Genomic DNA, 25,764 nt, shown 5'->3' with positions numbered 1-25,764 from the left:
ACGGTGCCGTGGCAAGGTAGATCCCGTGGAACACGAAAGGCATATTTCATTTGACATGGATGGTGGTTTCCTTACCGTGTTATTCCTGTGTGCCCCAGGCTGTAACGACCCGGTTGGGGCCAGATGCACAGGCCGTGCGGTTGGCGGCCTACCGGGATCTTGCGGATCAACGCACCGTCCTTGGTGGAGAGAACGTACACGACGCTGTCGTAGCGGCCGGAGAGCCATAATTGCGATCCGTCAGCGTTCACATTGCCCATGTCCGGACTGCCCCCACCGGGTATATGCCATTTTGTGACGGCGGCTCCGGTGTACGCATCGAGCACGCTGATGCTTCCTTCCAACCGGTTCGTCACGTATAAAAGCTTGGCATCACGGGAGAAGTACAGCCCGTGTGCGCCCTTCCCGGTGCGAATGAACCGTTCCACCCGGGTGGCAGCCCCGTCAAGGACCCACAGTCCGCCCTCGTCGGAGTCGGCGATAAAGTAACAAGAGCCGTCCGGGGCGATCTTGATGTCTTGGGGCCCCATGTGGGTGTTCCTGTGTGGCATGTCGATGGTACGCAGCACCCGGTGCGAGACGACGTCGACCACGGCCACGCGGCCTGAAAATTCCGCCGTGAACACGGCAGTGCGGCCGTCCAGGGAAAAGTCGGCATGGTCGATTCCGGCACATCCGGGGACTTTCGTGATCCCCTGCTGGCGCCAGGTGTGGGGGTCGTACCAGACAAGTTCCGCCCTGGCTTCGGCCACAACGATGGCGAAGCGCCCGTCAGGAGTGAAGTACAGGTTGTAAGGGGCGATTGCCGGGATCGGCTTTCCCGGCAGGCCCGTGCGCGGGTCGAACGGCAACAGCTGGTTGCTGATGTCAGCGGTGGCGTAGAGCGTGCGCATGTCGTAGGAGGGGACCACATGTTGGGGCTCCTTGCCGACCGGATATTTTGCCACCACGGCGAAAGTCGACGGATCGATGACCCAGACGTCGCCGGAGATGTTGTGGGGAACGTAGACCAGCGGCCGGTCCGCTTTGACGGCTTCGGTGAGCATGTTGGCGCCGGCCAGTGCGTATACGTTGTGCGGATCGGTGACCGGCGGCATGCCGGGCAATCCTGCCGCCGCGGGTGAAGGCTTGGGCCGCGTTGGCATTGACGGCGCTGGTGGATGCACGGCGCTGGTGGCAACGACTTTTGGGGTATTGGTGCATCCAGTCAGGGCTGCCGCACCGAGGGCTCCAACCCCCAGGGTCAACATCCGGCGCCGGGGCATCCCCCTTTCATGCTCGTTCATGGCAATCCTTTCCCCTGCCACTGCTCTGGGCTGTCCGCGTGAATCGCGGGTTTAGTCTGGCTTCGCCATTCACTGGTTCCATTGTGAACCCAAGTCTGCCGGCGTCTAATGGAATCACCATGGTGGAAGCTGTGCAGCCCCTGGGTGTACGTGGCGGCCGCGGTAGTTGCTTTAGCCCCCAACGACTTCCCCTGTTCCCACGGATTTCGTGGCTGTTCCCGACGCGGTGGCGTAGCCGGTGGCGTGGGCGAGGATGGTGATGGTGACTTTGTTTGTCGAGCTTCGGTAGAGGCTGTATTTGTTGTCCGGGTAGTGGCCGGGACCGGCGCCGTTGTCGAAGTAGATGGTTTCCTTCTGCCCCGGGGCGAGGGTGAGACCGGTGAGTTTTTGGTAGTAGGACTCGGACTTTCCGCTGGTGGTGTCTTTCATCGTGTAGTAGACGGCCAGGCCTGTCATCGGTTCGGTGGATGAATTTGTGAGGTCGAACTGCAGCCGGTCTGCCACGGGGGCTTTCGTCGTCGGATTGACGTTGTTTTCGGCGATGGCATTCGTAATGGTTAGGCCGGGTTTGGTGCCGGTGGTTGGCATGGGGTTTGAGGTGACGGGTAGGACGGTCACCGCTGAGCTGCTCACCGCTGGTTGGGCGGGGTTTGTGTTGGAGCCGCAGGCAGCCAAGGAGCCGAGTGCGATCAGGGCTGCGGCCGCAACGGAGGCGGGGCGGAGGAAGTTTTTCATGTCAGGGGGCCTTTCGTAGGATGGTTTTCTTGGTGGCGGCCAGCAGTGCTGCACTGACGGAGAGGGCTAGTCCGGCCAGGAGCCAGAGGGTGTTGTTGAATGTTCCGGCCCAGATGAATCCCAGGGGTTGTTGGTTGTATTCGGTTTTGATGCCCAGGTAGGCGAACGTGGCACGTTCGTATTGTTTGGTCACTGAGCTTTGTTCGATCAGGTCCCGGGTGGTTTCGTAGCCGGTGAAGTGGGCCATGACAGCTTGTTCATGGGATGCATCGACTTGCAGGGACGCGAAAAGACCGCCGGGAATCTGGTTGTCCGGGTCCATGGTGTCCCCGATTTGGGGGATGATCAGGACCACGATCAGCCAAAGGACCAGCGCCAGGATCAGCCCGGTTCCGGTGCGGCGGGTTAGCGAGGCCAGAGCCATAGCCAGCAGTGACCAGATGATGAGGTACGCGATGGTGTGCGCTGCGGCCAGGGCTAGACGGAGGTAGTCCCCGCCTTGAAGTGGTGCGTTGCCCACGAGCAGCAACGTGGCGGTGATGACGATGAACAGGCCCGTCACGGTGGCTGTCCAAAGAAGGACCAGGGCGAGGATTTTTCCTCCCGCGAAGGCATACCGTCCCAGGGGGCGGCTGAAAATCAATTGCAGCGTGCCCCGTCCCTTTTCCTTGGTGATCATTGAATACCCGAGCACGACGGCGAACAGGCTTCCGATGATTTCCAGGTATTCAATTCCGCCCCGGAGCATTTGCAGGGGAAACAGTTGCGGGGCAGGGACAGCGGCTGCATTGCCTGACGCGGCCAGGGCATCGAGGTAGTGGTGGTAGTCGGCGATCTTGAGGCGGAAGTCCGCTGAGGCTACAACCACGGACAGGACGACAGTGACGGCCAGAAATGCGAACAGCACGACCATGAAACGGTTGCGGCGCAGGTCCGTGAGCTCCTTGTGAGCCAGGGTCAGCGTTTCAGTCATGGAGTTCACTCCTCATCCGTACCCGGCCGGTCATGGTGGCGGCGGCGCAGCCGGCCGCGGCGAAGGCGGCGATGATCAGGAGGCCGCTGGTCATGGTGCCGGTGGCCTGCGGGTCGGAAAGGATCAACGCGCTGACGTGCTTGAATTGTTCGCCCAGGGACAGCGGGGCGACCAGGCTGCTGGTGACGGCGAAGAATCCGGATTGGGCGGCAGGCGGTGCGGCCACGGGGTTGAGCAGGGAGACCGGATGGGCTGCCGTGCCCAGCAGCGGCAAGATGAAAATCATCACGCTCCAAATCACGATGGGTACGAGCAGTGCTGTGGTGGAGGAGGACGAGCAGATCCCGGAGGCCATGCCCAGGCCCACGAAGGGGAGCATAAACAGCCACGCTACAGCGTAGAGGCTGGCAATCCGTGCCCCGTCATCGAAGGACATGGCATGGCCGGTCACGATGCTGATGCATCCGATGTTGATCACTGCCGATACAGCCAGCAGAGCCAGGATGAATAACGCCAACCCGGTGAGTTTCGCCCCCAGATAGTGGGAGGGGCGCACGTCGCGGGAGAGGATCAGGTCCGCGGTCCGGGCCTGCCGGTCCCGCAACGTGGAGCGGACACCGATGACGATGGCCAGCAGCGCCCCGATGAGGACAATGTAGATGACCGTGTTGCGTGCGTAGTACAGCGGTGAGAGCGCATCAAAGGGGTTGGGCGCGGCAGTCAGGCCCTGGCGCACCACTTCACGGTAAACCCCTGCCACACTCGCCCGCGCCGAGGAACCAATGAATGCCGACGCGGCAATCATGCCCACAAAGACGGCCAGCAGCAGCTGGGGAAGCCGCTCACGAGCCGTACACAGGAGCTCCTGGATGATGATTGCGGTCCACCGGTTCATGAGCGTTGGCCTGCTTCAATGTGGAGGTAAATATCCTCCAGGGACTCCTGGCCCGGGAAGGAATCTAGGGTTGCCGCCACGGAGTCTTGGTAGATCAGGGTCCCCGAGCTGAGGATCCCAATGCTCGTGCAGGTTTTCGTCACTTCCGCCAGCAGGTGGGTGTTCATGAAGATTGTCATGCCCAGATCGGTGTTCAAGGCAATGATGATCTCGCGCAGTCTTGCCACACCTTGGGGATCAAGTCCTGACGTGGGCTCATCGAGGAAGAGCACGGAGGGATTATGCACAATGGCCTGGGCAATGCCTGCCCGTTGGCGCATCCCCTTGCTAAAGGTGCCCATCCGGTGGTTTTCCCGACCGGTAAAGTCCAAGAATTCCAGGACATCTCGAATCCGGGCTCCCGGGGCACGGACTCCGGAGAGGCGGGCAAAGAAAAGCAGGTTTTCAGCCAAGGTGAGATTGTCGTAGAACTGGACGTTTTCGGGCAGGTAGCCAATGCTGCGACGTACCTGGTTTGACGCCGTCGCAATGTCGTGGCCACCGATCACCGCAGTCCCCGAGGAGGGCTCCATCAATGTGGTGAGGAGGTTGACGATCGTGGTTTTCCCGGCACCGTTGTGGCCCAGCAAGCCAAAGATTTCCCCTGACGGAACGGAAAGGGTCAACTCGTTCAACGCCTGGTGGGAACCATACCGTTTGGTCAGTGCAGTAGTGGATATTGCTGTATCAGTCATGACATCGCACACTACGGGGCGACGGATAAGAGGAGCCTGAGACTGCCAGGAACCGGACGGAACCCTCATGAACTCCCGACCGGCATGAGGCAAACCGCGTCCCTGAAACACTCGTGACCGGATCAATTGTGCGCGGACCTTTGTGTGCCCGGCGGGTTCTGGTCCCTCATCAGCAGCTCGTGCCGGGATGTCCGACGGGCTATGCCCGCGGCGGTGCGCACAGAAGCGGTCAGGGGGCCAGGCCGAGCCGGGGGGCCAGCCAGTTCAGGGCGGGCCCCAGGGAGTTTAGGGGCACGGCCCAGGAGTGCCCGGCACCTGGCACGCTGTGGGTGGTGACGGTCATGCCGGCGGTCCGGGCAGCTGCGGAGACGAGGTTCTGGTAGCCGGTGAACCGTCCGTCTTGGGCGCCGGCGGCAAAGTAGATCCAGCTGTCTGTGTAGTGGGTCTTCGCCATCATGGCCAGGGGAGTGAGGGCGTTGAACGCGGCCGTGTTGCCGCCGAAGGCGGCCTGAATGGTGGCGGACCGGTTCGCGGAGATGGCTGGTTCGGCTTCGCCACTCAGATCAATGGCCGATGGATAGGTGCCCGGGTGTAGGGCGGCCATTTGCAGTGCGCAGGTCCCGCCGAAGGAGAAGCCGCCAATGGCCCAGTGCCGCGGATTCAGGTCGACAGAAAGGGTGTTCTTGATCCACGCCGGAACGTCTACGGCAAGGTAAGTGTCGGCTTTGGCGATCTTCGAATCCATGCACATGGTGTTCCCGGAGTGGGTGCCGTTGACATCAGGGATCACGACCACCGGTGCCAGTCCCTGGTGGGCTGCGGCGAACGCGTCTATGGTCGCCTGCAGTCCGCCGGCTTTCAGCCAGTCGGCGGGGGAGCCGGGCTGTCCCGTGATGAGGACCAGCACCGGCAGCAACGGCCTCTGGTGTGCTTGATAGGCCGGGGGTAGGTAGACGTAGCCGGTTCGTGCGGTGAAACCGGACACGCGGCCGGGGAGCTGGACCGAATTCACTGTCCCCGTCAGGGGCAGCCCGGCTGGCTTCACCCAACGGTTCACGACCGGACTGTTGACCGGGGCAGCCGGGGCAAGGATATGACGGCCGTTGGCGCCGGAGAATGCCAGGGGTGCGATGTTTGCTGTGCTGGCCCCGGTGAGGTCACCGATGGTGCGGTACGCGCCAAAGTACACGTTGACCTGCGCGGCAACGGCGACCACCACCACGGCCATGGCCACGGGCGCCAGGAGTCTGCGCCACCCTCGTCCGACGGCCAGGTTCAGCACCATAAGCAGGATGGCGAAGATACCTGTCCCGATCCACGCGATCACCTGCAGCGGAAGGTCATAGGCGCTCAGCCCGGCAACATTGACCACATACCAGTTGGCGGCCCAGGCCAGGACGGCCGCCAAGAGGGCGGCAGCCACCACGCCAAGAATCCATCCCCGGCCTCGGCGCAGAAGCAGCGCGGCCCCTGATAAGCAGGCCAGAACAGCCAACAACACCGGAAACGGGCCTGAAAGCAGATCTATGTTGGAGATGATGCCCATGTCAATCGTGTCCTGGTGTTAGAAAGGATGGAACTCGGCCTACGAGGCGCCGGGTACGGCATGAACGGGAATGGCCCGGACAGGTTGGGGGGTCCCGCCGGGCCATTCGGTCTCGTCTCAGCAAGCCCTGGGTGAGGGGCTGTGCGTGATTATCCAGTGGCGCCTCCTTCCGTCTCGCTTGCCGGTGGCCTGACCGGTTTAGGGGGATCCGGGCAGATCACCGGGATCTGTGTGGTTCCCGGTCTGCTGGACGTTGGGTCCGGTGTCGCCGGCCTTCTCGGGCGTGCCGGCCTTCTCGCCCGGATCCGTGGCTTCCGTGGCGCCGGCGGCATCCGCTGTGTCCCCTGCAGTGGGTGTGTCCTTGGCGCCGGGGACATCCGGGGTGTCGCCGGGGGTGGGAGCGTCCTTGGTCTGCTGGACCGAGTGGGACGAAGGTGTCGGCCCAGGGGTGGCGGCGCTGGCTGCACCCACACCGAGCCCGGCCAGTGCCATCACGCCCACCGCACCCATGAGCACCTTCTTCCTCATCTCCATTCCCGAGATCCGGGCCTTGAAGGTGGTGTCCTTGTGGTCAGTCATCGTTCTCTCCTTTCGTCGCGGGCCTGTGTGGCTTCCGCTGCCATCCGGGGCGGGTGGCGATAACCCCAGTGTGCCCGGGCACCACTGAGAGGAAGCCAAGCGAACTTGAGGAGACGCTGAGAAGGCGTGCCCGGTGATTGTGCAAATGGCGGCCGGCGCGGGCATTGTTGAACCATGACACCACTTCGCCTGAAGCCACCCACGTCCCCACGAGAGGGCCGGCGTGTCTGGGGCGTGCGCAAAAGAGCGACGGCGACTGCCGTCGTCGTGGTCGCACTCGCCCTACTCATCGGAGGGCTGCTGCTCCTGGTACTCCTGCAGGCTTCGCTGATCTCGACCACCCAAAGGGCCGCGACCGCCAAGGCTTCCGATGTGGCGGCGATGATTACCAGCCAGGACGTCACCGAGGCCGGGCAGGCCCTGGCCAACACCGCGCACAGTGGCCAGTACGTGCAGATCATCAGCCCGGGCGGGGCCGTGGTGGCCTCCTCGGAACGCTCGACTGAGGCCAAGGCGCTCTCAGAGCTGCGCCCGGGACCGGGACAAACCCTGAGCCAGAATGTTTCCAGCCTGCAAAGCATCGGTGACAGCGACGCGTTCCTGATCGTCGCCCAAGGAGTGTCCACAGCGCAGGGGACTTACACCGTGGTCGTGGCCTCCACCGTCCAGGCCCAGTCCGACACGGTCGCCACGGTAGCCTGGTTCCTCCTGGGAGCAACCCCCCTGCTGGTCATAGTGGTGGGCTCCTCGGTGTGGATCCTGGTGGGCAGGTCCCTGCGCCAGGTCGAACGCATCCGCGGCCAAGTCGCCGGCATCAACGCCAGCCGCCTGAACGAACGGGTGGAAGTCCCCGCTACCAACGACGAAATTCACCACCTGGCACTGACCATGAACACCATGCTCGACCGGCTCCAAGCCTCCGACGCTGAACAGCGACGGTTCGTCTCCGATGCCAGCCACGAACTGCGCAGCCCGCTGGCCACCATCAGCGCCGGGCTGGAAATCGCTGCCGCAGACCCGAGCGGTGACACCTGGATCGAACTGGAGGCCATGCTCAGCGGGGAAACGGCACGCATGCGCTACCTCGTCGATGACCTGCTGACCCTGGCCAAAGCCAACGACGGAGGCACACACACGACGTTCCAGGACGTCGACCTCGACGACGTGCTGGACACCGAAATCCGCCGCCTGCGCTCCCTGAGCCCCCACCACATCAGCGCCACCCTCACCCCCGCCAGGATTAGCGGCGATGCACGCCGCCTCGCACAGGTCCTGCGCAACGTCCTGGACAACGCCAACCGCCACGCCCGATCCACCATCACCATCACACTCACCACCGGCCACGACGGGGCCCGCGTGGTCATTGACAACGACGGCGACCTTGTCCCTGAAGCAGAGCGGGGCAGGATCTTTGAGCGCTTCGTGCGACTTGATCAGAGCCGCTCGCGCGAAAGCGGCGGCAGCGGACTCGGCCTGGCCATCGCCGCCAGCATCATGACAGCCCACCACGGCACCATCACCACCACCGAGGCCCCTACCGGGGACTGCCGCTTCGAACTGCGGCTGCCCCTGGCCGCTGACAACCAGATCCCATGACCCGGCCCCTCCAGCCATGGGCCGCCGCTACCTCCGTCAGGGGTCCAGGGCGCCCTCCTCGGAGCAGCCCCTCCGGTGTGAACGGGTGACACGCTGAACGCAGGGTCGAGCAGCCAAGGTCCCTTCAAACACGCCGCGGGCACCACGAAACCCTGGAGACACCGCGCCGAGGCAACGCCTCAATCGGACGACGGCCGTCCGCGCGCGTGGATATTGCCGCCAACGCACGAAGCAGCTGGCCAGACAGACCAGGGTGATACCAACTTCCCGGCGCCGTCTGTCCCATCGGTCCACAAATGATGCCGCCGTTCGTTCCCACGTCAGGACAAGGCTCCTGTGAACCATGCCTCGGCCGGACCGGCGGTCTCGCACAGGTCCCGCCGCGTACCGGCAGATCCCGAGCACGGATGAACGAGACCAGCTGCCAGCCCGATCTTGCACTCAGCGCTATCTCAACCACTCTGGGTTTGTCCTCAGCAACCGCGTGGCACAGTGAGGGAAAAGCCCTTCCTGCCTGATGCCACCGCGTCACGGACAAGGATGCGGCCGAGGCAAGAACGGCGACGGGAGGAAGCAGTGGCGATATCAATGGCAACTGTTCCCGCCCTTCCGACGCAAAAGCGTCCGGCAGCGCCGTCCATTACGACTTTGCCACAGCCACGGTGGGTGCCATGGGCGCTGACACTCCTGCTGGCCGTTACGGCGGTGCTGTACACCTGGAACATTGGCGTCGGAGGGTACTCGGACTACTATGCCACCGCGGTCAAAAGCATGTCAGTGAGCTGGAAGGCGTTCTTTTTCGGTGCTTTCGACCCGCGGGGGACCATCACGCTGGACAAGCTCGCCGGGTTCCTTCTCCCGCAGGCCCTCTCGGCCAGGATTTTCGGTTTTAGCCCGGCATCCCTGGCGTTGCCGCAGATCATCGAAGGACTGGTTACCGTCCTTTCCAGTTACCTGCTCATCCGCAAATGGGCAGGATGGGCCACGGCTCTGGCTGGGGCCGTGATCATGGCATCCACGCCTCTGCTCGTGTCGATGTATTCCCATCCCATGGAAGACTCCCTGCTCACCATGTGCACCACGTTGGCGGTCCTGGCCTTCCAGCACAGCCTGGACACGCACAAGACCAGATACCTGTTGCTATGCGGCGCCATGGTCGGAATCGGCTTTCAAGCCAAAATGATGCAGGCCTGGCTCATCCTCCCTGCCCTGGCCGCCGTCTACCTGCTCATGCGGACGGTCCAGATGCGCAAGAGCATCCGTGACCTCCTCCTCGCCGCTGGCGTGACCGCTGCAGTCTCCCTGTCATGGATGAGCGCAATTGCCCTCGTGCCGGCAACCGAGCGGCCCTACATTGATGGAAGCCTGAACAACAACATCTTCTCCATGGTCTTCGGCTACAACGGATTCAACAGGTTCATCCCGGGCCTCCTGCCCGGGGCACTGGGAGCAGACCCCGGGGCGGGCCCCTCCGGGACAACCGCCATCACTGCCGCCGCCGTGGTATCCCACACCCCCATCAAGCTTCTCCTGCCCGCGGACGCCAGCCAGATCGGCTGGCTCTACCCGATGGCCTTGGCCGGCATAGTCCTGGGACTGACCCAGCTGCGCGCGCCCCAAACCGGTCCCGGACCAACAGCACACGGTCCGGCCCAACAGTTGAAGTCCGGCATCCTGCTCTGCGTGGCCTGGCTCGTAAGTGTCGGCTCCGTCCTGGGGGTGATGACACTGCCGCACACCGCCTACCTCGCGGCCCTGACGCTGCCGCTGGCCGCCATGGCCGCGATCGGCGCCAAACTCCTGTGGCACACCTTCAATCACGCCACCGGGCGCGTCCGATACGCTTTGCCCGCCCTTGTGCTGGTGCAAAGTCTCTGGGCGGCCGGTGTGAGCCTCGCCTACCCCGGATTTCTCCCCTGGTTTTCGCCCGCGATCATCGTTCTCGGCGCCGCGGCCGCCGCCGTCCTTGCAGCTGCCGTGCGAAAGAATCCCGCCACGCCGTGGAAGCGAAGCCGACTGCGGTATCGCTACATGGGACCGGGCCTGGCGTTATGCGTCGTGCTTGCAGGACCGGTGGCCTGGTCCGTGTCCACCCTCAACCCGACGTACGCGGGGACAGCCAACGACGCCCATGCCGGCCCGTACCTGGCCACCGCCGACGCGAGCCAGCGCATGAGTGCAACCCTCAACGACGGGAACTACGGGATCGGTCTGGCCTCCAACCGTGCCGTGCGCGAAACGGCGGCCGCCGAGGCCGAAATGTATCGGTACGCCACCGCCCACAGCACCAGTGCGGGCTACGCGATGGCCACCGACAGTTGGCGCAGCGCGGCGCCCCTGATTCTTAGCGGAGGAGGGCAAAGGGTGCTGCCCATTGCCGGCTACAGCTCCAGGGTGCCCTCACCAACTGCGAAGGAAATCAGGAACCTCGCCGCCGCCGGGTCCCTGCCGTTTATCGTGCTGACCGGCGACGGCGCCAAATCCGGACACACCACACCCCACCTCGATGCCATCGCCCAATGGGTCCACCAACACTGCACGCCAGTACCACCATCGGCCTACCTGCCAGCCACACGGTCCGGAGATGCCACCGGCACGGCCGTCACCAGCCTCTTTCACTGTCACCCGGGCATCCGACCAGGCCTGTCGTAATACCGAAGACAGTGAAGCGTTCAAGCCACCAAGGTCAGCGGGATGCGGCCATTTGATTTCAACAGCGCTGCTGGGAGACCCCATCGGGGGAGGACCCGCAATCCTTCGCTTTCCGAAGTTTCGGCAACCACTCCACCCTGACAACACAGCACCTTGATTACATGCATGGGTAAATATCGGTTCGGACGCACTGGGCCATGGTTGTGGTGTGTGCCTTCACCGAATCATGTGGTCCCGCCTTCGGATCTTCGCGCATGGTTGAGGATTATTGGCGGTGAGGCGATGGCTCGGATCGGTCCGGTTCAATGCCCAGAGAAATCAATGCAGGGATTGCTTTGGTGGGTTGCTTCCCGGTCTGCGCCAAGCAGGTAGCCCATGCCTCGGACGGTGGTGAGTGTGGACAGGTTGAACGGGGCGTCTATTTTGCGGCGCAGGTAGCCGACATATACTTCCACCACGTTGTCACCGCCTTCAAAGGCGGGGTCCCAGACGTTGTCCAGGATTTCGGCTTTGGAGACCACTTGGTCGTGCCGGCGCATCAAGAATTGCAACAGCCCGTACTCGCGGGCTGTGAGGGCAATGGCACTCTCGCCGCGGTGGACGCTGCGGTTCATGGGGTCCAACCGCAATGTCCCCAACTCCATCACCACCGGCCGTTCCGGGGCGCCGCGCCGGATCAAGGCCCGCAGCCTGGCGACTAGGACGAGGAAGCTGAACGGTTTGGTCAGGTAGTCATCGGCGCCCAGGTCAAAGGCATCGGTTTGGTCGTATTCGCCGTCCTTGGCCGTGAGCATCATCACCGGTGTCCAGATCATGCGCTCCCGCAGCTCCTTGAGCACGTCGTAGCCGTTCTTCATCGGCAGCATCAAATCCAAAAGGATCACGTCATAGGGATTCTCCGTAGCAGCCCACAGGCCGCTGACCCCGTCATGGACCACTTCCACAATGAAGCCTTCATTCGTCAAGCCGCGCCGGACCGTCTCGGCCAACAACGTCTCGTCTTCCACCAATAGGATTCGCATCTGAGTCCTTCCCTCGTACCAGCAGTATGACTGGCCGACCCTGAGAGGCGACTGAGAAAAAGGAATCCACAGGCACCTCTCAGCAAACGCGTGGCATGCTGGCACCAATCGTCCGCGCCAGCTCAGGAAGCCCATGATCCACAACAAGCCCCAAACACCAACGACACCGGAGCGGCTCTGGCCGCATCTTCGTTCGTGGTGGTGGTCAGGGCTCGGTGCCCTCGTCTTCGCGGCCACTGTTGCCATCGGGCTGGCCATCAAGGCCTCCGGACCCAAGCCGGCCGAGCTTGGCGTGGATATCGCCCTGGCACAGGACCGCAACCCGGTCCTGAGTGCGCTCTCGCTGGCCATCCACTACGGCCTGGGACCCCTCGGTGCCGTCATCATCCTCGTCTTAGCCTGCCTGATCCTGGTCCGGCGCAGTGTGAACGGCGCCCTGGCCTTCGGATCAGTCGTTGGTGTGGGCTGGCTAGCCTCGGCCATTGCCAAATACCTCGTGGCACGGATGCGGCCCCCTTCCGACACCGTGCACGCGCTGGTCCACGAACAGGGCCTGACCAGTTATCCCTCCGGACACACTGCCTTCGCACTCGCCCTGGCCTGTGCTTTCGTCCTCGTGGTGCCCCGCAGCCGGCGGGCGAAGGCGGTGTCCATGGCCGCCGGGGCCGTGTTCGTGGCGCTGGTCGCCTTCTCCCGGCTCTATCTGGGCGTGCATTACCCCAGTGACGTCCTCGCCTCTGTCTTCATAGCCGGTGCCGCCATAGTGGCCTGGCTGCCGGTTTGGAACCATCTGATCGCGCCCCGGTTCACCAAGCAGGCCCGCCTGTCCCCGTCTTCCCGGGCCCAGGGCCGGACCGGCCGCGTCGAGCAGACTGGCGAAGCCGCCCTGCACTCGGACGGCAGGGACGATGGCCCCACCAGCAGAGACTGCCAGATCCAGGAGCGGACACCACCCATCGGGGAATCCAAGGAAAATCCATGAACGCGTCTGGACACTCCTCGTCTCGTATCCGGAACTTCGTGATTGGGCGCCGCATGGCCGGGTGGCTCAAGACTGTCAAGAAGGCCCCAGTAACATGGCTTCTTCTGGTGTTCTTGTGGGTGCCCGGGCTGCTGACCGGCACTGTTCTGACCGGACTTCACGGGTCGTTGCGTCATATGGCTGGAGTCACCGTCTCCTCACTCCCGGCGCACTGGTGGGTAATCGTGACCGGAGCGTTCTGGGAACGGGGACTTGGCGGATATCTGCTCGGAACCGCGTTGTTGCTCGCGGTAGGTATTCCAACTGAACGCAAATTGGGCAGCCTGCGCTTCGCGGTCGCCGGACTGGCAGCCCAAGTTGCGGGCGTCATTACCGTGATCGGCATGGTCCACGCGGGACGGAACCTGATGGGCAGCTGGTCCGCACAGTTGGTGACCCACTCCTATCTCGGACCTTCGGCATGGGTGCTGGGTGCGGCGCTGGCTGCGACCGCGACCTTGGAGACACTATGGCGCCGGCGCCTGCGGCTCCTGACCTTTGTGCTGTTGATTCTTCTGGTCCTCTACAGCGGCTCCTTCCCCGACCTAGTCAGGCTCACAGCTGCCACCGCGGGAGTGTTCCTGGGACCAGTGCTATGCGGCCGCGCCCCGCGTTTGAGCGTCCCGGTCACCTCCGGCAGGGAAGCCAGGGTCCTGATCGCGCTCATCGTGGCCGCTTCCGCGGTAGGGCCCGTCCTCGCGGGCCTGCTGCCCCATGCCGTCGGTCCCCTGTCTGTGCTCCGTTTCCTCTTCACCAACATCCAAGCCGTTGACCCGCTGACCCTTCAATCCCTGTGTGCCGACCCCTCCCAGGTCAGGGACTGTGCGTCCGCCCAGCTGCAACTGCGTGCCGGTGCCGGCGGAATATTCATGGCGATTCTGCCCTCGGTGTTGCTGTTGGTGGTCGCCGACGGGCTGCGCCGTGGCCGCCGCTTCGCATGGTACTCGGCATTGATCATCCAAGGCGCACTGGCACTTCTTGCAGGCACCTACATTGCCGCAGCACTGATGCCTGCCGCGCCAAACCATTCCCCCAACGAGGGCCTGGGGGCCATTGACGTATCCGCCTACCACCACCCGTTGAGCCTGATCCTGCCACTGCTGTTGCCAACACTGCTGGTGGTCCTGCTCCTAATCACCAGGAGACTTTTTCTCGTCAGTGCACCACCGAAAACCTACCGCCATTTGGTCAAGGCCGTGCTGATCACCGCAGTCCTCCTCTCCACCGTCTACGTCCTGGCGGGCCTAGCCTTGGCCCGCGAATTCACGCCAGTCCCGGGCCTGCCGGATCTGCTCGCCGACCTGCCTGACCGGTTCCTCCCCTTGGGCTACCTTTTCGATCTGTCCCCGGCGTTCTTCCCGCAAGGAAGCGCCACCGTCTTACTCTATGAAAGCATCGGCATCACCTTTTGGACCATCACCGCGGTCCTGATCCTCCGATCCTTTTTGCGCCCAGCCCACAACATCCACGGCACGGATTCCAACCGCGCCCGGAACATCCTCAAGACCACGGAGGGGTCCTCACTGTCCTGGATGACCCAATGGCACGGGAACAGCTACTGGTTCTCCAGCTCCGGCAACAGCTTCATCGCCTACCGGTCGATTTCGGGCATCGCACTGACCCTCGGCCCGCCCGTGGGCCCCCCAGCGGAACTGCATACCACCATCAACGAATTCGTCCACCATGCAGCGGATCAAGGCTGGACCCCCTGCTTCTACTCCGTCCCCGGGAACATCAAAGACGCTGCAGAAGACCTCGGATGGGGTGCTGTACAGGTAGCCCAGGAAACCATCCTGGACCTCGCGACCCTCTCCTTTACCGGCAAAAAATTCCAAGACATCCGCACAGCACTGAACAAAGCCGCCAAAGAAGGCATCCACACCCAATGGGTCTCCTACCCAGAAGCCCCCCTGGCCATCGCCGATCAAATCCACGCCATCTCAGAAGAATGGGTCGCCGACAAAAAGATGCCCGAAATGGGCTTCACCCTCGGCGGTCTCGAGGAGATCAACGACCCGGAAGTACGATGCCTGCTAGCCATCGATGACCAACACACCATCCACGCCCTCGCCTCCTGGCTGCCCGTCTACCGGGACGGGGCCGTCGTCGGCTGGACCCTTGACTTCATGCGCCGACGCAGCACCGGTTTCCGGGCCAGCATCGAATTCCTCATCTCCTCAGCAGCCCTGTCCTTCAAAGACGACGGCTATGAATTCCTCAGCCTCTCCGGCGCGCCCCTGGCACGGATCAAGCAAGAAGGCACAGACAACGCATCAAAAATCCCCAACCAGCAAATGGCCGCACTGGACCGGCTCCTCAACCGCCTCGGAACCCTCCTGGAACCCGTCTACGGATTCACATCACTGCTACAGTTCAAATCAAAATTCCAACCACGCTACGAGCCCCTCTTCATGCTCTACCCCGACGCCGCAGCACTTCCCAGCATCGCCAACGCCATCGGCAAGGCCTACCTGCCCAAAGTATCCTTCCGGCAAAGCCTCAGCCTCGCCGGAAGAATCATCCGCCACCCCGCCAAGTCCCGCAACGAACCCGGGCAATGACACCACCCAACACCATCACAGGGCCAAGCACCTACCTCCGGCAATGGCATTGGGCCCGCGTCAACCGTCCCGCACACCATTTGGCTTACGGTCACTCAACGACGTGATGACGTCGCAAATAGCCGATCTCTCCTTCGTCATCGTGAGTTGACTCGGTGAACCCCTGTCTCCGAACACCCAAAGTGTACGTATTCCGTGTTCTGCAGCGGTCCATAGCAACATGTGTCCTCCCGTGGCCGGCCGAAAAGTCGCAAAGAAGAATGTTTGGCAGCCTTGGGACAGCTTGGGCAGAACAGGCACTTTCTACAGAGAATGATCAAGGATGTGACGAGCACGTACCTGGTGCGGGTGTCGGGGCATTCCATGGAGGGGGCGGGCATCAGCGACGGGGATGAGCTGATTGTGAACCGGGCCCTGGAGCCGCGTGACGGGTCCGTCGTCGTCGCGGTCCTGGACGGGGAGCTGACTGTGAAGCGGCTGCGGATCACCAAGGGCGGGGTGGTGTTGCAGGCGGAGAATCCGGAGTACCCGGACATTCGGGTTGCGGAGCTGGCGTCCCTGCAGATTTGGGGCACGGCCACCTTGGCCCTGCACCACCTGTAGGCGGCTGCTTTCGGGCCAGGGGGTGGGTGCGGTGCGTATCAGGACGGCGGAGCCGCACGGGCCGGTGTTGATGCCCTCGAGTGATTACATCGCGCATGTGGACGTGAATAGTTTCTATGCCAGTGCGGAGCGGGCCTTTGACCCGTCGCTGGAGGGCCGGCCGGTGCTGTCGAACAATGACGGGTGCGCCGTCACCCGCAGCTCAGAGGCCAAGGCGTTGGGCATCCCGATGGGGGAGCCGTGGTTCAAACTCGCACCCCGTGCTAAGGAGTGGCTGGTACGTGGCGTTATTCAAACTGGCGCTATTCGGAGTAAATATCGGAACGATCTCTTGATGGACGCTGGGGTCGCCATGGGTATGGATGGGCGTATTCCGGTGCAGCGCCAGCAGCAGACTCCGCTCCCGGGTGAAGTGATGGCCACGGCCAGTTCGTGCCCAGGAAACGTTCTCGTTGCGTTGCGTGTCGTTTTTGGTTTGGTCCGCCCGGCCGGCAGTGGCCGAGCATTGCTGCACGAGAGGCCGCAGGTATGAGATCAGGCAGTGGCGTAGCGTTCTGAGTCAGTTTTTTGGAATCAAAGTTTGTTAGATGGATGTCCTCTAATGGCTGAGATTGAAAACATCGGGTCCAAATCGGTTGAGCCCGGTTGCCCCGGCGTAGCCGAGGTGGGGCAGCGAGAAGATGTCCTCGATGCTTGCCAGCAGGCTGTAGTGGTTGTATAGGATGCTGGAGGTCGTGCCGCCCTTGGTGTGGGGGGACAGGACCAATGCGCCAATCCGCCCGCCCCCGGTGCCGCCGGGGATTCCGGAGGGCCCGGTTGTGTTGCCCTCGGCCTCATCGAAGGTGATGACCAGCATGCCGTCTTCCTTGAAGGCCGGCGAATCAAGGATCTTGGGCACCTGTTGTTTGAGCCATGCGTTGATAGTGGCCAGGCCGCCGGGGCGCCCGTCGACGCACGGGGAGTCGTGTCCGTCATCGCACAGGTTGGGCGAGATGTAGGAGAGATTGGGCGTTGTCTGCACGGTGGCCAGGTCCGCGGCGAACTGGCTGAAGTCAACCACGTTGCTTTGGCAGAGCGGGGAGGAGGTGATGCCCTGAAAGTAGACGAATGGATTGTGTCGGGTCGCGTACTGGTCTCCCATTTTGGCGCCCTGGCTGCTGTCCCTGGAGCCCAGCTCGGGGTGGCGGCACGGTGTGCCCATGTCTTCCATGTACGCTTTCCAGCTCTTGTCCGCGGAGCTCAACTGCCCCGCCAAGGTTGGGACCGAGGACGGGTAGACGCAGCCGCTGCCCGTTACCTGGCCCGGGCTGGCTGTTCCCGTGGGAGTAAACGGGGTGTAGGACGGGCAATCCGCTCGCGTGGCGGGGTTCGATGCCTGCCCGGAAATCTGGGCGAGATAGTTGGGTGCGGACAGGTGTGCGATCGCGTAGTACTGGGTCAACAGCACTCCTTCGCTGCGCAGCGTTTGCGACAGGTACGGGGCCTGGGACCCGGGGCCCCACACCTTCTCGAAGCTCTTGTTTTCGAGGTTGATCACGAACACATGTGAGACGCTTCCGCCGACCGCGGGTTTGTCCGGTGATGCTCCTGGTGGAACGGCATCGGGGGCTGAGGTGTTTCCTGTCGCGGCCCCTGCCCGGGGAGGAGGGGCCGCAGTCGAGGGGCCCCCTGCGGGGACGGGTTGGCATGCTGTCACAGCCATAAGGGCCATGACGATGATGGCTGTGCCTCGGGCGCGCCGCCGGTTCCAGAGCGGGTTGTGGCTCATGCTGCCCATCCTTGTTCTCGGTCTTCACGTCGTCAACGTTTACGAACGGCTCGCTGGTCGGCTGGCTGCAGCTTTTGACGGCGTCGTCGTGGGTGCCGGACACGGCGCATCCGACAGGGCACAGGCTTGCAGGGGAACCTGAAAATCACCTGTGGTTTCCATGGCCGGCGCCGACAATGGAGTGCAACCGGGAAGATGCGATGGGCAAACAAGTAATCCCCGACCTTGCGGAGACAGGCCGCCCGTGAAAGCCAGGCGGCGCGGGGCCATGGTGGAGGGTGTTTTGGGTGGCTCACAGTGAAGCGCAGATGAAACTCCCTGTCAGTCGGGGTGGGGATTCATGCAGGCCGGGCTGGCGGGCCCGGCTCCGCTGTCCACGGGAGGGTGGGGGACGCGCGACGGGCCGCCGGCACGGGTGCAGCGATGTCCTGGCGTGTGGCGATGCGACTGCGCCATGCCGGGCGGCTGTTGAATCCGTGCCGGAGCCGGGGAAGGACCGCACCCCGCCGCGAAAGTCGGTTCGTGCCATGCAGGCACTTCCGACAAGCTTGACCAGCCGCGGCTTGCCGGGACGGACTGTGCCCAGCCGTTTCCGTCAGCCCTGTGGCGTGGCTACTTCAGTGTTTCACGGCGGCGCCGGTACTCGTCCTCTTCGATCTCCCCGCGGGCAAAGCGTTCGTTCAGGATCTCCAGAGCGGAGGCTGCTGAGGAGCCTTTGGCATGTCCGCCCTCGCCCCGCAGGAGCCGGACGATGACAATGGTCAGCACCACCAGCCCTGCCACCACCAGGGCGGTCCAAATCAACATGGGCACCCACATCCATTCCATGCCGCCGTAGTTGTATCCGTGACCCATCATGATGTTCTCCTTTGATTGTGTTGCTGCCACCGCGAGCAGGCCGGTTGTCGGCCAGGGGGTCGGGGCGGCAGGCACGCTTGTGGTGGGCCGTCACGGTGCCCTACCTGGCAACCTTTCCGGGGCCGTCGATCCCGCCGGTGCACGCAGCCCCGGGCTCGGGCGCGGTGGAAGCACCCCGGTACCGGGCCATGAACTTGGTGATCCGCGGATCATCGACGCTTTGGACCTTGATTTGGGCGCCCCAGGCGGAGGCGACGACCGGGGACGGCAGTCCCTGGAAGGGGGAGAGGATGGCATAGCTCGTGGGAATCTCGCCACGCAGGGTGGCGAGTTTGGCCCCGGTGATGACGGCGGGGTCATAGGTGACCCAGACCGAGCCGTGCTCGAGGGAATGGACGGCATTTTCGTTGGGAACGGGTTGGCTGTAGATGGCGCAGTTGAGCAGAACCTGCGAGTGGTCCCCGCCCACAGGCGGGGTTTGCTGGTAGGCGACCCTGCCATTCACATGGTTTCGGCTCAGCCCCGGGAAGGTCTGCAGTCCTGCGATGGCGGCTGACGGGGATCCCTTGGGCAGGGTGCTGGTCACCGCGAAGACGACCAGCAAGGCCACCACGACCGCGGCGGCCGCCCACGCGGCGATGATGGCGGCCGCTCGCTTCCGTCGGGCCTTCTCATGCCGGCTCTTGTGCTCGGCGAGTTTCGCGGCGATCTGGGCCGCCCGCTGCTCCTTGACCGTGAGGCTGCGGCCCGGGGCCGGTGCATCCATGCCGTGCCTCTGGTTCAGGTTTCCGGGTCGTTTCATCGGCGGTTGTTCCTTTGCGTTCGGGGTGTCCACACCCTGTCCGCGCAGGTCGGTTCCGGTGGGGCCTCATGGACACCAACCTAACTTACTTAGGTGATTAGGTGCAATATGTTGGGATGTCTTCTATCCTTGGGACGACGAAGGGTTTCGCCCGGTAAAGGAGCAGGCATGCCGAAGTTCGGCGATTTGGAAAACGCGATCATGGCGCAGGTGTGGGAGGCGGACGGCCCGCTGCTCGTGCGCGAAATCCTGGAACGCCTGGACCGCGGCGGGGCCTACAACACCGTCCACACGGTGACGGAGATCCTCCACCGCAAGGGCTGGCTGACCAAGGTCCGGGACGGGCGGGCGTTCCGGTACGGGGCCGCGGCCAGCAGGGAAGACTATGTGGCCGGCCTGGTCCGCGAGGCGCTCTCCCTGACCGATGACCGCGCGGCGGCGCTCGTCGGATTTGTTGAAGGCATCGAGCCGGAGGAGGCAGCCGAGCTCCACCGCCTCCTGGGTGAGGCGCGCAGCCAGGAGGCGGGCGCATGACGGTCGCCCTGGTCCTCTTCGGGTACGCGGTCGCCCTGGCTGTGTTTGCCGGGCCGCTGCTGCGCCGGGCCCGCTGGGTGGACCGTGCACCCCGGCTGGCCATCGCCTTGTGGCACGCCCTCAGTGTCACCGTCCTGGCCTCCGCCGCCATGGCCGGACTGGCCCTGACGGTACCCACCGTGCAAGTCAGTGGCGACTTGGCCGCCTTGCTGCGTGCCTGTGTCATGGCCCTGCGCGAGCAATATGCCTCCCCGGGCGGCGCCGCCGCCGGGGCCACCGGTGCGGTGCTGGCCCTGGCCATCCTGGCACGGACGCTCTGGTGCCTGGCACGGGCCGCCCTGCGCGCGGCACGCGACCGTGCCCGCCACCGGCAGGTGCTGGACATCGTGGGCAGGCCCGACCGCGGCCATGGATTCACCATCCTGGACTGCGCCGAATCCGCCGCCTACTGCCTGCCCGGACGCCAGCGGCGCACGGTCGTCACCACGGCGGCCCTGCAGGCGCTCGACGGCGGCCAGCTGGCCGCCGTCCTGGCCCACGAACGCGCCCACCTGGCCGAACGCCACGACCTGGCCCTCACCTTCTCAGCCGCGATTGCCACGGCGTTCCCCGCCGTGAAACTGTTCCGCGACGCCGCCGCCGAAACGGCACGGCTGGTCGAGCTGCGCGCGGACGACGTCGCCACCGACCGCACAGACCGGCTGACCGTTGCCGGCGCCCTGCTCGCCGTCGCCTCCCACGGCACACCGGCCGTCCCCGTTGGCGCGATGGCCGCCGGCGGCGCCGGGGCAGCCGCCCGCGTCCGCCGGCTCATCCCACCCCGACGCCCGCTGGGCCGGGCCCAGGCCACCGCAGGCTCCCTGGCGGTTGCCGTCCTGCTTGCACTGCCCGTGCTGGTGCTCGGGGGGCCGGCCGCCACCGCTTCGCAACACAACCTCTGCCCGGACGCCTCCGTCTCGGCCTCCGCCCCCATGCAGTAGGAATTGCCAGGGAGCTTCGCTGGACAGGACGCCCGCTATACACCTAAACTCCTTAGGAGATTAGTATTTAGGGTCCGCGTGCAGCGGCCGGGGCGAAAGCGAACAACACATGGGACAGATCCTTTTCGGTGGGACGCTGTTGGCGGCCTTTTTGGGCGGGCTGGTGGCCCTGCTCGCCCCGTGCTGCGTGTCCGTGATGCTGCCCGCCTACCTCGCTGCCGGGTTCCGCCGCCGCACCGGCATCCTGGCCGCCACCTTGGTCTTTGCCCTCGGCGTGGCCACCATCATCGTCCCCATCGGGCTCGGCGCCACGGCCCTGGTCGGACTGGTTTCCGGGCAGCACACCCTGGTGTTCTCCGTGGCCGCCACGGCCATGCTGGCCGGCGGGGTGGCCATGCTGCTGGGGTGGAAGCCGCGGCTGCCCATGCTCCCGGGAAGGGCACCGACCGGCCATGGCTTTGGCTCCGTCTACGGCCTGGGCGTATTCTCCGGGGCCGCCAGCTCCTGCTGCGCCCCGGTCCTGGTCGGCGTCGCGGTCCTCTCCGGGGCCACGGCGTCCTTCCCGGCCGCCCTCATGGTGGCCCTGACCTATGTTGCCGGCATGGTCGCCCCGCTGATGGTGCTGTCCCTGGTCTGGGACCGCCGGGGCTGGGGCGCCAGCAAGTGGCTCCAGGGCCGGCAGGTCACACTGCGCCTCGGCCACCTGCGGCGCACCATGGCCCTGGGCACCGCGGCCTCGGCCATCCTGCTCATCATCATGGCCATCCTGACCTACATCCAGGCAGCCCTGGGCCCGGGCATGGGCCTGCAGGGCTGGCAGCTGGAACTGACCGCCTGGCTCCAACACACCGCCTCGGTGACGGCCTCGGCCCTGGCCTGGCTGCCCGGCTGGGCCCTCGCCCTCGCCCTGCTCGCTGCCGCCGCATTCATCGCCTTCCAGGGCCGCCGGCTGCTCAAACGCACCCCGGAACCGGAAGGACCGGCACCCGCCGTGCCCGCCGGCCCCGACTGCTGCACCCCAACTAGCCAGTCGGCCCAGAAACACACAGAAGAGGACCACCAGAAATGACATCAACGAAGAACCGGGTCTCCCGGACGGGCCCGGCGCGCCGGCCCAGGCGACGGGCCCTGACCTGGGTGCTCGGCGCCGCGGCCCTCGTTGTGGTGCTCGCGGGCCTCTACGCCATCTTCTCCTCATCCTCGACCCCAAAAACCGGTGGCGCCGGCACCGCCTACACGGTCGGCCAGCCCGGCCCGGGCCAGGCGGCACCGGCCTTCACCCTGACCGCCGGCAACGGCAGCCAAGTCTCCTTGGCCGACTACAAGGGAAAAAGCGTGCTGCTCTATTTCCAGGAGGGGCTGACCTGCCAACCCTGCTGGGACCAGCTGACCAGCCTTGAACAGGCTGCACCCCAGGTCAAGGCCGCCGGCATCGACGCCGTCGTCTCCATCACCAGCGACCCGGCCGCCCTGATCGGCCAAAAGACCCGCGACATGGGCCTGTCCACCCCGGTGCTCTCGGACCCCGGCCTGGCCGTGTCCGAGCAGTACGGGGCGAACCAATACGGCATGATGGGCACCAGCCGCGACGGACACACCTTCATCCTTATCGGCCCGGACGGGGTCATCCGGTGGCGGGCCGACTACGGCGGGGCCCCGAACTACACCATGTTCGTCCCGGTCCCCACGCTGCTGGCCGACCTGCAGGCAGGGACCAGGAAATGATCGCCCTGACCCTGCTCACCCAACCCGACTGTGCATGGTGCACGGACGGCAGGGCCCTGCTCACCGAGCTCTCCGGCGACTTCCCCCTGGCCATCGACGAAATTGACCTCCACAGCGAAGCGGGGCGCCGCCTCGCAGAAGAACACCGGCTGGTGTTCGCCCCCGGCCTGATCGCCAACGGGCGGCTGATCGCCCACGGCCGCCTCTCCCGGCGCGCCCTGCGCCGCCAGCTGGCCCGGCTCACGGCAACCGACCGTCCAACCAACTGACCCCGAAAGGATCATCCCATGCAACAACTCCTGTACATCCTGCCCGCCCTCGCCTGCCCGGTGGGCATGGGCCTGATGATGTGGTTCATGATGCGCGGACACGGCAAGGACTCCGCACCACAAGGCACCCCGGAGCAGGCCCAGGAATTGGCCAGGCTCCGAGCCGAGGTCGACGCCCTCCGCCCGGCCACGGACCCGTTCGATGCCCGCCACCCCGCGCCCGCGCGGGGGAAGACCACCCGGTCATGAACACGGTCCTCCTTGCCCTCGGCGCGGCCCTGGCCGCCGGCGCGCTGACCTGGTTCTTCTGCCTGCGCCCCATGCGCCGCAGCAGAAGAGCCCACGGTGCCTCATGCTGCGCTCCGGCCGAAGAAGCAAGCATTGAGGACCAGATCCGGGCCGCCCGGGCGGAGCTTGCACGGCTGCACACCGCCACCCCTTCCGCAGGCGCCCGTCCCCCATCCCGGCATGAACCCTAGGCCGCGCCGCGCCGGTGCCGGACTGCTGGCCCGCACACCGGAACGCCGCAATGTCCCGCCCTTCCGGCGCGCCGTGCTGCTCGTGCTGGCCGGGGCGGCTGTGTTCCTGGCGGCGCTGCTGGGTGGTGCCGCCCCCGCCTCTGCGCATGCGAACCTGCTCTTCACCGGCCCCGCCGCCGATTCCACGGTGCCCGCCGGACCGCAAAGCCTGACCCTGCTCTTTGACGAACCGGTCTCCCCGGGCGCGGCCCCGGTCACCGTCACCGGACCCCGCGGGCGGCTGGCCCTGGGGTCGCCGGTGGCCAGCAACGGCAACCGGGCCCTCGAAGTGCCCGTCCGCGGGACCGCCGCGCCGGGCATCTACACTGTCACCTGGCAGGCGAGCGCCCAGGACGGGGACGTCATGGGCGGCAGCTACCGCTACGCCGTCGGGCCAGCCACCACCGCACTCGGCGGCGGCCAGGCCACGAGCACCAAGGGATCCTGGCCGACAGGCATCCTGCGCGGCCTGCTCTTCACCGCCCTGGCCCTGGCCCTGGGTGAATCCCTGGGACCGATGCTGCTGCGCCGCATCCCGGCAGCACTCGCCCTTCCTCGGCGGTGGGCGGCGTGGGCCGCCGGGGCGGGGCTTCTCGCCTCCGCCGCCCTGGCCGTGCTGCTGCTGGGCGGCGGGTCCCTGGCCGCAGGCATCACCCACCCGTCCACGGGCGTGCTCTTCTCCACCCGGCCCGGCATCCTTGCACTGGCCGAGACGGGGGGATTTGGCCTGGCCGCGGCGGGGGTGCTGCTTCGGCGCCGCGGCTGGGCCTGGGTACCCCTGGCTGCCGTCATCGTCGCCGAGGCGCTGCGGGCCCACCCCCAGCTGGCCAACCCGGCCATCGGCATCCCGCTGACAATGGTCCATCTCGGGGCTGCCGCCCTGTGGGCCGGGACCCTGCTTTACGTCCTGCGGGCCGCCTTCGCCTGGCGGGCAAGGCGTGAGATGGCGCGGGCGGCGATCAGCGCCTATGCCGGGGTTGCCCTGTGGTTGTTCGTCGCCGTGGTGTTCACCGGCTTCGCCTCAGCATTGCTGCTGGTGCCCCTCGCGGACGTCACCTCCACCGACTACGGGCGGGCCCTGCTGGCCAAGATGGGACTGGTCGCCGTGGCGGCCGGCCTCGCCGTAACCGCGCGCGGCCGCCTGCGCCGCGGGTCCCCCCAAAAACGCCTCACCGGCCCGGCCCGGGCGGAAACAGTGGCCCTGGCCGGCGTCCTGGGCGTCTCGGCCCTGTTGACCGTGCTGCCACTGCCCGCGGACGCCAACGCCCCGCTGGCGTTCCCGCCCCCGGCCGCCGGGCCGGTCGTGCCGGCCGCCGCCCTGGCCGGGCAAATAGGGGTCAACGCCCGCGCCAGCGCCGGACAGCTGGTCATCAACCTGACCGTTCCGGAAATCGATGACCCGTCCGGGCAGGCAAAGACCCCCGCGTTCACCCTGGCGGGAGCCATCGGCGAGCCCGACAGCCGGACGCAAAAGCTGAATTTCCGGGGCTGCGGAACCGGCTGCTTCGTCAGCCCAGTCACCTGGAAGGACGGGGCCAATGCGCTGACGCTCTCACCGGGGGCCGACGGGTGGGCCGGTCAGGCCGCGGGCCTGACCGTAGCCTGGCCGCCGGACCCGGACCCGGCCCTGCTGGCCGCCACCGTCAACACCATGAAAGCGGTCCCCTCATTCACACTCCACGAGCGGGTCACCAGCGACCCCGCGCGGGGCCTGGGCACCCCGCAGGCCTTCCCCATGTCGGGGAAAGACTTCATCCAACGGGCCCTCTACGCCAGCGGCACCGCCACGATCACCACCCGGCTGCCGGACGAGGACGGACACCGGCGCCTCGTGCTGTCCTACCCGTCAGAGAACGTCGTCCTCAACCTCACCCTGTCCCAGGACGGGCGGATCCTCAACGAAACACAAACCGCCCCGCACCACCTGGTCACCCGCACCTTCACCTATCCCGAACCGGCCGAGCCCAGGTGAAGGCGTGATCCCCAGCCACCCGGGGGCCCGGCCGCACGGCCCCGTGAACCCCTGGCGCATGCCAACAGCCCGACAGGCGCCGCCGAAGCTGTCCCGGCGGGCCCGCGGGAATACCGTGCCGGCCCGCAGCCAGCC

The 25,764-nt window shown here is 65.5% G+C and carries 24 protein-coding genes and 1 pseudogene; 14 read left to right on the top strand and 11 right to left on the bottom strand.

Features of this window, described 5'->3' with window-relative positions:
• Positions 1 to 71: 71 nt before the first annotated feature.
• The 7 genes from LPN03_RS15880 to LPN03_RS15850 form a co-directional block, all read right to left on the bottom strand.
• Complete coding sequence (locus LPN03_RS15880; protein ID WP_262454978.1) at positions 72 to 1,097, bottom strand: YncE family protein; 1,026 nt, start codon at positions 1,095 to 1,097, stop codon at positions 72 to 74.
• Positions 1,098 to 1,457: 360 nt separating this feature from the next.
• Positions 1,458 to 2,021: a hypothetical protein gene (locus tag LPN03_RS15875; protein WP_165183700.1), complete on the bottom strand. Its 564-nt coding sequence runs from the start codon at positions 2,019 to 2,021 to the stop codon at positions 1,458 to 1,460.
• Position 2,022: 1 nt separating this feature from the next.
• Positions 2,023 to 2,994 carry an ABC transporter permease gene (locus LPN03_RS15870; RefSeq protein ID WP_165183699.1) on the bottom strand — a complete coding sequence of 324 codons (972 nt, stop codon included), beginning with the start codon at positions 2,992 to 2,994 and terminating at the stop codon, positions 2,023 to 2,025.
• Positions 2,987 to 3,889: an ABC transporter permease gene (locus LPN03_RS15865; RefSeq protein ID WP_262454977.1), complete on the bottom strand. Its 903-nt coding sequence runs from the start codon at positions 3,887 to 3,889 to the stop codon at positions 2,987 to 2,989. Before LPN03_RS15865 ends, LPN03_RS15870 begins: the two co-directional genes overlap by 8 nt.
• Complete coding sequence (locus LPN03_RS15860) at positions 3,886 to 4,623, bottom strand: ABC transporter ATP-binding protein (RefSeq protein WP_165183697.1); 738 nt, start codon at positions 4,621 to 4,623, stop codon at positions 3,886 to 3,888. The genes LPN03_RS15865 and LPN03_RS15860 overlap by 4 nt, the downstream gene beginning before the upstream one ends.
• Before the next feature lie 229 nt (positions 4,624 to 4,852).
• A complete protein-coding gene (locus LPN03_RS15855; RefSeq protein ID WP_262454976.1) occupies positions 4,853 to 6,169 on the bottom strand; it encodes an alpha/beta hydrolase in 1,317 nt (438 codons plus the stop codon).
• Positions 6,170 to 6,367: 198 nt separating this feature from the next.
• Positions 6,368 to 6,748: a hypothetical protein gene (locus LPN03_RS15850; RefSeq protein ID WP_262454975.1), complete on the bottom strand. Its 381-nt coding sequence runs from the start codon at positions 6,746 to 6,748 to the stop codon at positions 6,368 to 6,370.
• 174 nt (positions 6,749 to 6,922) lie between these two features.
• Between LPN03_RS15850 and LPN03_RS15845 the strand changes: the two genes are divergently transcribed.
• The gene (locus tag LPN03_RS15845) at positions 6,923 to 8,344 is read left to right on the top strand and encodes a sensor histidine kinase (protein ID WP_262454974.1); all 1,422 of its coding nucleotides are present in this window, start codon (positions 6,923 to 6,925) and stop codon (positions 8,342 to 8,344) included.
• 666 nt (positions 8,345 to 9,010) lie between these two features.
• Positions 9,011 to 10,996: an ArnT family glycosyltransferase gene (locus LPN03_RS15840; protein ID WP_262454973.1), complete on the top strand. Its 1,986-nt coding sequence runs from the start codon at positions 9,011 to 9,013 to the stop codon at positions 10,994 to 10,996.
• Positions 10,997 to 11,298: 302 nt separating this feature from the next.
• On the opposite strand, the gene LPN03_RS15835 is transcribed toward LPN03_RS15840, so the two are convergent.
• On the bottom strand, positions 11,299 to 12,018 hold the full coding sequence (locus LPN03_RS15835) for a response regulator transcription factor (protein WP_262454972.1): 720 nt from the start codon (positions 12,016 to 12,018) through the stop codon (positions 11,299 to 11,301).
• A 133-nt stretch (positions 12,019 to 12,151) separates the two neighbouring features.
• On the opposite strand from LPN03_RS15835, the gene LPN03_RS15830 reads away from it, so the two are divergent.
• From LPN03_RS15830 to LPN03_RS15815, 4 genes and pseudogenes are all read left to right on the top strand, one after another.
• Positions 12,152 to 13,000, top strand: a complete 849-nt coding sequence (locus LPN03_RS15830; protein ID WP_262454971.1) for a phosphatase PAP2 family protein — start codon at positions 12,152 to 12,154, stop codon at positions 12,998 to 13,000.
• Positions 12,997 to 15,600 carry a bifunctional lysylphosphatidylglycerol flippase/synthetase MprF gene (locus tag LPN03_RS15825; RefSeq protein ID WP_262454970.1) on the top strand — a complete coding sequence of 868 codons (2,604 nt, stop codon included), beginning with the start codon at positions 12,997 to 12,999 and terminating at the stop codon, positions 15,598 to 15,600. The genes LPN03_RS15830 and LPN03_RS15825 overlap by 4 nt, the downstream gene beginning before the upstream one ends.
• 264 nt (positions 15,601 to 15,864) lie before the next feature.
• Positions 15,865 to 16,203: a LexA family protein gene (locus LPN03_RS15820; RefSeq protein ID WP_262454969.1), complete on the top strand. Its 339-nt coding sequence runs from the start codon at positions 15,865 to 15,867 to the stop codon at positions 16,201 to 16,203.
• A 70-nt stretch (positions 16,204 to 16,273) separates the two neighbouring features.
• Positions 16,274 to 16,477, top strand: a pseudogene (locus LPN03_RS15815) (DNA polymerase V subunit UmuC); the annotation flags it as partial.
• A 324-nt stretch (positions 16,478 to 16,801) separates the two neighbouring features.
• Here LPN03_RS15815 and LPN03_RS15810 read toward each other — a convergent pair.
• From LPN03_RS15810 to LPN03_RS15800, 3 genes are all read right to left on the bottom strand, one after another.
• Positions 16,802 to 17,740 carry an alkaline phosphatase family protein gene (locus LPN03_RS15810; RefSeq protein WP_262454968.1) on the bottom strand — a complete coding sequence of 313 codons (939 nt, stop codon included), beginning with the start codon at positions 17,738 to 17,740 and terminating at the stop codon, positions 16,802 to 16,804.
• 843 nt (positions 17,741 to 18,583) lie between these two features.
• On the bottom strand, positions 18,584 to 18,829 hold the full coding sequence (locus LPN03_RS15805) for an SHOCT domain-containing protein (RefSeq protein ID WP_262454967.1): 246 nt from the start codon (positions 18,827 to 18,829) through the stop codon (positions 18,584 to 18,586).
• 100 nt (positions 18,830 to 18,929) lie between these two features.
• Positions 18,930 to 19,631 (bottom strand): DUF3105 domain-containing protein, encoded by a 702-nt coding sequence (locus LPN03_RS15800; RefSeq protein WP_262454966.1) that lies wholly within the window; start codon positions 19,629 to 19,631, stop codon positions 18,930 to 18,932.
• A gap of 168 nt (positions 19,632 to 19,799) precedes the next feature.
• Here LPN03_RS15800 and LPN03_RS15795 point away from each other — a divergent pair, with 168 nt between their 5' ends.
• From LPN03_RS15795 to LPN03_RS15760, 8 genes are all read left to right on the top strand, one after another.
• Positions 19,800 to 20,165, top strand: coding sequence for a BlaI/MecI/CopY family transcriptional regulator (locus LPN03_RS15795; protein ID WP_262454965.1), 366 nt, complete (start codon positions 19,800 to 19,802; stop codon positions 20,163 to 20,165).
• On the top strand, positions 20,162 to 21,145 hold the full coding sequence (locus LPN03_RS15790; protein ID WP_262454964.1) for a M56 family metallopeptidase: 984 nt from the start codon (positions 20,162 to 20,164) through the stop codon (positions 21,143 to 21,145). Before LPN03_RS15795 ends, LPN03_RS15790 begins: the two co-directional genes overlap by 4 nt.
• A 109-nt stretch (positions 21,146 to 21,254) precedes the next feature.
• Entirely contained in the window at positions 21,255 to 22,214 is a 960-nt protein-coding gene (locus LPN03_RS15785) for a cytochrome c biogenesis CcdA family protein (protein WP_262454963.1), read from the top strand.
• The gene (locus tag LPN03_RS15780) at positions 22,211 to 22,870 is read left to right on the top strand and encodes a peroxiredoxin family protein (protein ID WP_262454962.1); all 660 of its coding nucleotides are present in this window, start codon (positions 22,211 to 22,213) and stop codon (positions 22,868 to 22,870) included. The genes LPN03_RS15785 and LPN03_RS15780 overlap by 4 nt, the downstream gene beginning before the upstream one ends.
• Positions 22,867 to 23,139: a hypothetical protein gene (locus LPN03_RS15775; protein ID WP_262454961.1), complete on the top strand. Its 273-nt coding sequence runs from the start codon at positions 22,867 to 22,869 to the stop codon at positions 23,137 to 23,139. The genes LPN03_RS15780 and LPN03_RS15775 overlap by 4 nt, the downstream gene beginning before the upstream one ends.
• Positions 23,140 to 23,157: 18 nt before the next feature.
• Positions 23,158 to 23,388, top strand: coding sequence for a DUF2933 domain-containing protein (locus LPN03_RS15770; RefSeq protein WP_262454960.1), 231 nt, complete (start codon positions 23,158 to 23,160; stop codon positions 23,386 to 23,388).
• On the top strand, positions 23,385 to 23,618 hold the full coding sequence (locus tag LPN03_RS15765) for a hypothetical protein (RefSeq protein ID WP_262454958.1): 234 nt from the start codon (positions 23,385 to 23,387) through the stop codon (positions 23,616 to 23,618). The genes LPN03_RS15770 and LPN03_RS15765 overlap by 4 nt, the downstream gene beginning before the upstream one ends.
• Complete coding sequence (locus LPN03_RS15760; protein ID WP_262454957.1) at positions 23,608 to 25,629, top strand: copper resistance CopC/CopD family protein; 2,022 nt, start codon at positions 23,608 to 23,610, stop codon at positions 25,627 to 25,629. The genes LPN03_RS15765 and LPN03_RS15760 overlap by 11 nt, the downstream gene beginning before the upstream one ends.
• The last annotated feature ends 135 nt before the right edge of the window (positions 25,630 to 25,764 follow it).

The sequence above is a fragment of the Arthrobacter sp. A2-55 genome (assembly GCF_025548615.1).
Classification (GTDB): Bacteria; Actinomycetota; Actinomycetes; order Actinomycetales; family Micrococcaceae; genus Specibacter; species Specibacter silviterrae.
The sequence above is the reverse complement of the archived record's forward strand: the minus strand, read 5'-3'. Positions and strand labels throughout refer to the sequence as shown.

What these genes read in the sequence shown, in the direction of transcription:
- LPN03_RS15880 (WP_262454978.1), bottom strand. Translation starts at nt 1,097, where the DNA reads ATGCCGCCGGTCACCGATCCGCACAACGTATACGCACTGGCCGGCGCC.
- LPN03_RS15875 (WP_165183700.1), bottom strand. Translation starts at nt 2,021, where the DNA reads ATGAAAAACTTCCTCCGCCCCGCCTCCGTTGCGGCCGCAGCCCTGATC.
- LPN03_RS15870 (WP_165183699.1), bottom strand. Translation starts at nt 2,994, where the DNA reads ATGACTGAAACGCTGACCCTGGCTCACAAGGAGCTCACGGACCTGCGC.
- LPN03_RS15865 (WP_262454977.1), bottom strand. Translation starts at nt 3,889, where the DNA reads ATGAACCGGTGGACCGCAATCATCATCCAGGAGCTCCTGTGTACGGCT.
- LPN03_RS15860 (WP_165183697.1), bottom strand. Translation starts at nt 4,623, where the DNA reads ATGACTGATACAGCAATATCCACTACTGCACTGACCAAACGGTATGGT.
- LPN03_RS15855 (WP_262454976.1), bottom strand. Translation starts at nt 6,169, where the DNA reads ATGGGCATCATCTCCAACATAGATCTGCTTTCAGGCCCGTTTCCGGTG.
- LPN03_RS15850 (WP_262454975.1), bottom strand. Translation starts at nt 6,748, where the DNA reads ATGACTGACCACAAGGACACCACCTTCAAGGCCCGGATCTCGGGAATG.
- LPN03_RS15845 (WP_262454974.1), top strand. Translation starts at nt 6,923, where the DNA reads ATGACACCACTTCGCCTGAAGCCACCCACGTCCCCACGAGAGGGCCGG.
- LPN03_RS15835 (WP_262454972.1), bottom strand. Translation starts at nt 12,018, where the DNA reads ATGCGAATCCTATTGGTGGAAGACGAGACGTTGTTGGCCGAGACGGTC.
- LPN03_RS15830 (WP_262454971.1), top strand. Translation starts at nt 12,152, where the DNA reads ATGATCCACAACAAGCCCCAAACACCAACGACACCGGAGCGGCTCTGG.
- LPN03_RS15825 (WP_262454970.1), top strand. Translation starts at nt 12,997, where the DNA reads ATGAACGCGTCTGGACACTCCTCGTCTCGTATCCGGAACTTCGTGATT.
- LPN03_RS15805 (WP_262454967.1), bottom strand. Translation starts at nt 18,829, where the DNA reads ATGATGGGTCACGGATACAACTACGGCGGCATGGAATGGATGTGGGTG.
- LPN03_RS15800 (WP_262454966.1), bottom strand. Translation starts at nt 19,631, where the DNA reads ATGAAACGACCCGGAAACCTGAACCAGAGGCACGGCATGGATGCACCG.
- LPN03_RS15795 (WP_262454965.1), top strand. Translation starts at nt 19,800, where the DNA reads ATGCCGAAGTTCGGCGATTTGGAAAACGCGATCATGGCGCAGGTGTGG.
- LPN03_RS15790 (WP_262454964.1), top strand. Translation starts at nt 20,162, where the DNA reads ATGACGGTCGCCCTGGTCCTCTTCGGGTACGCGGTCGCCCTGGCTGTG.
- LPN03_RS15785 (WP_262454963.1), top strand. Translation starts at nt 21,255, where the DNA reads ATGGGACAGATCCTTTTCGGTGGGACGCTGTTGGCGGCCTTTTTGGGC.
- LPN03_RS15780 (WP_262454962.1), top strand. Translation starts at nt 22,211, where the DNA reads ATGACATCAACGAAGAACCGGGTCTCCCGGACGGGCCCGGCGCGCCGG.
- LPN03_RS15775 (WP_262454961.1), top strand. Translation starts at nt 22,867, where the DNA reads ATGATCGCCCTGACCCTGCTCACCCAACCCGACTGTGCATGGTGCACG.
- LPN03_RS15770 (WP_262454960.1), top strand. Translation starts at nt 23,158, where the DNA reads ATGCAACAACTCCTGTACATCCTGCCCGCCCTCGCCTGCCCGGTGGGC.
- LPN03_RS15765 (WP_262454958.1), top strand. Translation starts at nt 23,385, where the DNA reads ATGAACACGGTCCTCCTTGCCCTCGGCGCGGCCCTGGCCGCCGGCGCG.
- LPN03_RS15760 (WP_262454957.1), top strand. Translation starts at nt 23,608, where the DNA reads ATGAACCCTAGGCCGCGCCGCGCCGGTGCCGGACTGCTGGCCCGCACA.